5 protein-coding genes are annotated in these 4,935 nt (G+C 36.1%); all 5 read left to right on the top strand.

Annotation, left to right across the window (positions count from 1 at the left end):
* The first annotated feature begins 61 nt into the window (after positions 1 to 61).
* The 5 genes from ACY10D_RS11480 to ACY10D_RS11460 all read left to right on the top strand — a co-directional run bounded on the left by ACY10D_RS11480 (position 62) and on the right by ACY10D_RS11460 (position 4,764).
* Positions 62 to 253, top strand: a complete 192-nt coding sequence (locus ACY10D_RS11480; protein WP_487000863.1) for a hypothetical protein — start codon at positions 62 to 64, stop codon at positions 251 to 253.
* A complete protein-coding gene (locus tag ACY10D_RS11475; protein ID WP_487000862.1) occupies positions 253 to 1,401 on the top strand; it encodes a polymorphic toxin-type HINT domain-containing protein in 1,149 nt (382 codons plus the stop codon). The genes ACY10D_RS11480 and ACY10D_RS11475 overlap by 1 nt, the downstream gene beginning before the upstream one ends.
* Positions 1,402 to 1,874: 473 nt before the next feature.
* Entirely contained in the window at positions 1,875 to 2,912 is a 1,038-nt protein-coding gene (locus ACY10D_RS11470) for a hypothetical protein (RefSeq protein ID WP_487000861.1), read from the top strand.
* A gap of 119 nt (positions 2,913 to 3,031) precedes the next feature.
* Positions 3,032 to 3,481 (top strand): Lcl C-terminal domain-containing protein, encoded by a 450-nt coding sequence (locus tag ACY10D_RS11465; RefSeq protein WP_487000860.1) that lies wholly within the window; start codon positions 3,032 to 3,034, stop codon positions 3,479 to 3,481.
* Between the two features lie 53 nt (positions 3,482 to 3,534).
* Positions 3,535 to 4,764 carry a polymorphic toxin-type HINT domain-containing protein gene (locus ACY10D_RS11460; protein WP_487000859.1) on the top strand — a complete coding sequence of 410 codons (1,230 nt, stop codon included), beginning with the start codon at positions 3,535 to 3,537 and terminating at the stop codon, positions 4,762 to 4,764.
* The last annotated feature ends 171 nt before the right edge of the window (positions 4,765 to 4,935 follow it).

Raw genomic sequence — 4,935 nt, 5'->3', positions numbered from 1 at the left:
TTGGAAGGCTATGTGCAGCATTTGAGTTGCTGGCACAAAAATACTGTGCATAATTTAAACCTTGATTCACATTCAAGATATTGAGTTAGGTGATCAGGTGGTGACAGCTATTGATGCAGATATTGATATTAACGCACCAGTTATTGAATGGTCTGGTTATAGTGAATCTCCTCAAGTAGATCAGTCTGGTAATGAATATGACGATAATGTTGTGATGTTATCAGCTGAGACTGAGATAGAGGAAGCAGCTTAATGAGAAAGTATTTTATATCGATCCTATTTTTGATGCTGCCTTTAATCTCATCAGCGCATAATTATGATGCTGTTGATATTAATCCCACATCATGGCAGCAGGTAACACTTAATTATACAGATATGATTGACGGGAGATCCTATCCAGCTGAAATCAAGTTACTCCGTCCTTCTCAATGGCTTAAAGAAAATGATATTGACCAAGTGGGTAAAAGATCTGTTTTTTCACTGCCAGAGTTCGGTATTGATCAGGTGGAAGTAATAGTTAATGAAATAGCAGATACCAAAGTAGATACAAAAGATATTGATTGGCGTAAAGAAAAAACAAAAACAGTAATAGGCACATTTAAGCGTTATGCACAAGATGTGAGAACCTACACCTTTAGGGGTGAGAATGGAAATGTTGAAGAGATTAATGCAACGCCAAATCACCCTTTTTATGTGGTTGATAAACAAGCGTATATTGCAATTGATGAAGTTACAGCAAATGATGTGTTGATAAGTCAATCAGGAAGAGTGTTGCAATTGATATGTAGTGGCGAGCAAATATCAAGTTGTGGCAGATCCTACTATCAAGGTGATAAGCCAATTATTGTATATAATTTTGAAGTGCAATTAGATCATGCTTACTATGTTGGCAAAAATAAAGTACTTGTGCATAACATTTGTAATCCTGAATACGAGTTTTTAGGCTATCATGGAACTAATTTAAAAAATGCTAGGAGCATCGAAAAGTCGGGCCCCCTCATTAAGAAAATTGGTACTTCAGCAGGGACGGATGGTGGTGAGGGTTTTTATATAGCGAAAGATTATAGATTAGCTAATGACTTTGCAGAAAATGCTTCAAATAAAATGACAACTAAGATGACAAAGTACGGGCCAGAAGATATTGTTGTAAGAAGAACTGGCGATGAGGGTATTCCTATTGTGATGAAGGTCTACGGGAAAAGAACTCAAACATATAATTTTAATATTATGAATCAAAGTCATTCATGGGAGACTAAAATGTTTAGCCCTAATTTTAGCCCTGTTGATTTACAAATGATTGTTAAACCTAATCAATTTCAATATATTAAAGCTGAAATATATAGGCCTCTAGATAACAATCATCAATTGCCGCTTTGGCGAGCTCATGAATCATCTTTCTAGCGATTAGCGGTTTTGGTGGGTAAAAACAACTGCTGTTTTTTGTTCAATTTATACCATCAGAAACACCCGCAAGTTATTGCTATGTTTAGTTGCGGCGAAGCCATTTAGGGTACTCTTGTTGAAGTTTTAGAGGAGGAGTGTTTTCACAATAAAATTTGCATAAGCGTTAATTATGGTTTACATATTTAATCTATACATCAGCCTGCCTAAGTTATTAAATAAGCCGTCAGCTTCTCCCCAAGCTAAGCTGATTTTTTAGTTCAATCATCAAAAAAGGAGGTGTATTATGGAAATCGTACGTGAACGTAATGGTTCTACTATCCCGTATTATATGTAAAATCACTCAAGCCCAGATTCAGTAAATTGAAAATGGGCATAACTCTTTCGTTTTCTCTATTTTTTAGTTATTTATCTTAAGCGCAATTAATTCATTAAAGTACGGATTAATTACAAGACAGAAGGAATTTATAATAATGATTAATATAATCCCAGATAAGATCAGGTCATTTCAAAATGTTGATCGAGCTTCACGCCGGTTTCACTGTGTTGTGAGTGAGGATTTGTCAGATAAAATTAAATTAGCTCAATCGACTAGCTATCAAAGCAATAAAATAAGTGTTTACGATGCTAGTCGAGTTGATGAGGTTTTTTCAGCTGCGAATACCGACTTTGTCGTGATGTTAAATAATAATCAAACCCCTAAATTTAATAGTATGATAGCCTTTGATAAGAATCTTCATCAAACATCGAGATTAATTGACTTTCCTTTGTTCGCAACAGCGCCATCATATCAAGAAATTGCGACTTATGTTGAATCATTATATGTGACTGAACCAGAAGTATTTGATGCTAAAGTTAATCATTTCTTTAATCACTTAGAACGTGTGCGAGAAGTATATTTCACTAATGATCAATATCAGACTGAGCTAGTTTATAAATGCGCTAAATCAAGCCATAAAGAGCGTTGGCTTGAAGTAGGTGGTTTCTGCGAGCTAGGCAAAAAACAAATTTATCCGTGCGGAGAGATTGAAGTAACTCCTTTGCCATTTGATCTAGGCGTAAATCAGTTAGAGCAAGGAAGATTAGATCTTGGTGGTGAAGTGGTTATTACTGGTCCTAATGTTGTCAATGCTGGGTATTTTCCATTTACTCGCATGAGTCAACGTCATGTATATGATACATTGGCAACAATTACGAACAAAAGTCCAATTAAAATACATATCGAACAAGGTGAAATCATTGATATTAGTGACTTTGCTAATGGCAATCATCCAGCTGTGCAATTTCTAAAGCAGTTACTGTTGATGGAGTCACGCTATCGTGTGGTTAATGAGGTTGGCATTTCATATAACGATCAATTGCGCTTACTATCGGGTAACCACCTGTACAATGAGATGGTTGATAGTAGTGCTAGCAAAACAGGAACATTGCATCTAGGACTTGGACTGTTAATTAACACCCAGTATCACATTGATTTATTTGCATTAGGTACTGAGGTTCATTTTGGGTAAGTATAAAAAATGAGTTATTGAAGGAGTCTAGTTTGAGAGGTTTAATTTTTATATCTTCAGCTTTGTTATGCACGAATGTTATTGCCTCAGAAAATTCTGAAGTGTCAAAAGGTAACAGAGTGTTAAAAAGTACAAAAAGTGAAATGACATACAATCGTTATATACAATCGGTTGATAATAAGGGGTTAACATGGCTTGCGCCCTTTAGCGCAGATGAGGCCATGAAAGCTGGCTTTTATCCTGATAGTACATTTAGCGATAAGTACGGGACTAAAATGAATGTTGCTGTTTTTCAATATCAAAGAGCAAAATATTTTTGTGACAATCTCTGGTATATGGGTTATAGCGATTGGCGTTTACCAAGTAAATACGAGTTATCAGATTTTGCCAAAGCGAGCTACCCTATTAGTACTCATCCATTACAATGGCCGGCAAGTCAATATTACGTTTCTTCAACGATTATGGGGTCTAAAGTATACTTTTATGATTTTGTCGGTAATAGAGAAACTTCAAGTTATAGCGCTTATAATCCAAGTGGTTATGCCGCATGTGTGCGCAACTTAAATTAATTTAATTTATCAGATTGATAGACTCAATCGCTTAGTGTAAATAGGAAATTATCATGTATTACTACCCTAAATTATTTTGCAGTTTGCTGCTGTTTGGACTGTTGATCTCGCGCTTAAGTTTGGCAGCATCTGCTGAAGTCACAAATTATGATTTGATATCAATCACACCTAAAACATGGCAGCAAGTGACACTTAACTATACAGATTTGATTGATGGACAGTCCTATCCAGCAGAAATAAAGCTATTACGCCCCATTCAATGGCTCAAAGAAAATGGTATTGATCAAGTGGGCAAAAGATCCGTTTTTTCATTGCCCGAGTTTGGCATTGTTCAGGTGGAAGTAACAGTTACTGATATAACGGACACCAAAGTAGACACAAAAGATACTGATTGGCGTAAAGAAAAAACAAAAACAGTAATAGGGACATTTAAGCGTTATGCTAAAGATGTGAGAACCTATACTTTTATAGATGACAAAGGCAATACTGAACAGATTAATGCGACACCAAACCATCCTTTTTATGTGGTTAATCAGCAGGCGTATGTTGCGATAGATGATATTACTATAAATGATAGTTTAATTAGTCAATCAGGAAAAATTTTGCAATTAATATGTGGTGAACAGCAAATATCAAGTTGTGGCAGATCCTACTATCAAGGTGATAAGCCAATTGTTGTGTATAATTTTGAAGTGCATTTAGATCATGTTTATTATGTTGGGGAAAATAGTTTTTTGGCTCATAACCCATATGGTCGACCACGTTCAAATTCTTTAGATGATACGTTATTACAAAACTATCAGAATGTAATGGCTACAAAAGAGGATTTAAATCAGGCCATTAAGAAATTTGGCATGGGGAAGACATTTAATACTAAAACCAGATCATATGAGCACGGTTCAAGAAAGGCATTGGGACCTGTATTGGCAAGAGCAGTTGATAAAAAAACAGGTCACGTAAGTCAATGGTATTATAATGACCCGTTTGGTGCGCCAAATAATAAAACTTCCTCACAAATATTAGGGCGACTTGGTTTGATAGAAGATGGAGGGCAAGTATACAGCCTAGTTGAATTAAACAATAACTATGGGTTTTCACTTGGTTCAGGTTCTCATGCTGAAGTGAGTGCGGTTAATGAGCTTTTCATACGCAGACCATCTGCACAGTTTAGTGATATGTTAGTTGCAACCTACGATATTACTCAGGCAGGTCGTGTGGGTATGATTAAACCACCATGTCCACACTGTGCTGCAATACTAACAGGTGCTAGCTATGTTCGGTAAGTGTGTTCAATTTAATATTCCTGCACCACAAACCCATTAACTGAGCGTGTATTGCGATCAAAGGAAACGCCAATTTGGTAGATCGGCAAATTAAGAGAGACTGTTCACTCAACTGTGTCACCCTAAAGCTCAAGTTTTAACCGTTCAGGAAAAAAGATGTTGAGCTGTGAA

This window comes from Cysteiniphilum sp. (genome assembly GCF_057495195.1).
Note: the sequence above shows the minus strand (reverse complement) of the source record. Positions and strands in the feature narration are given on the sequence as shown.

Excerpts from the sequence above, each read along its gene's own strand:
- ACY10D_RS11475 (WP_487000862.1), top strand. The coding sequence starts at position 253 with ATGAGAAAGTATTTTATATCGATCCTATTTTTGATGCTGCCTTTAATC.
- ACY10D_RS11470 (WP_487000861.1), top strand. The coding sequence starts at position 1,875 with ATGATTAATATAATCCCAGATAAGATCAGGTCATTTCAAAATGTTGAT.
- ACY10D_RS11460 (WP_487000859.1), top strand. The coding sequence starts at position 3,535 with ATGTATTACTACCCTAAATTATTTTGCAGTTTGCTGCTGTTTGGACTG.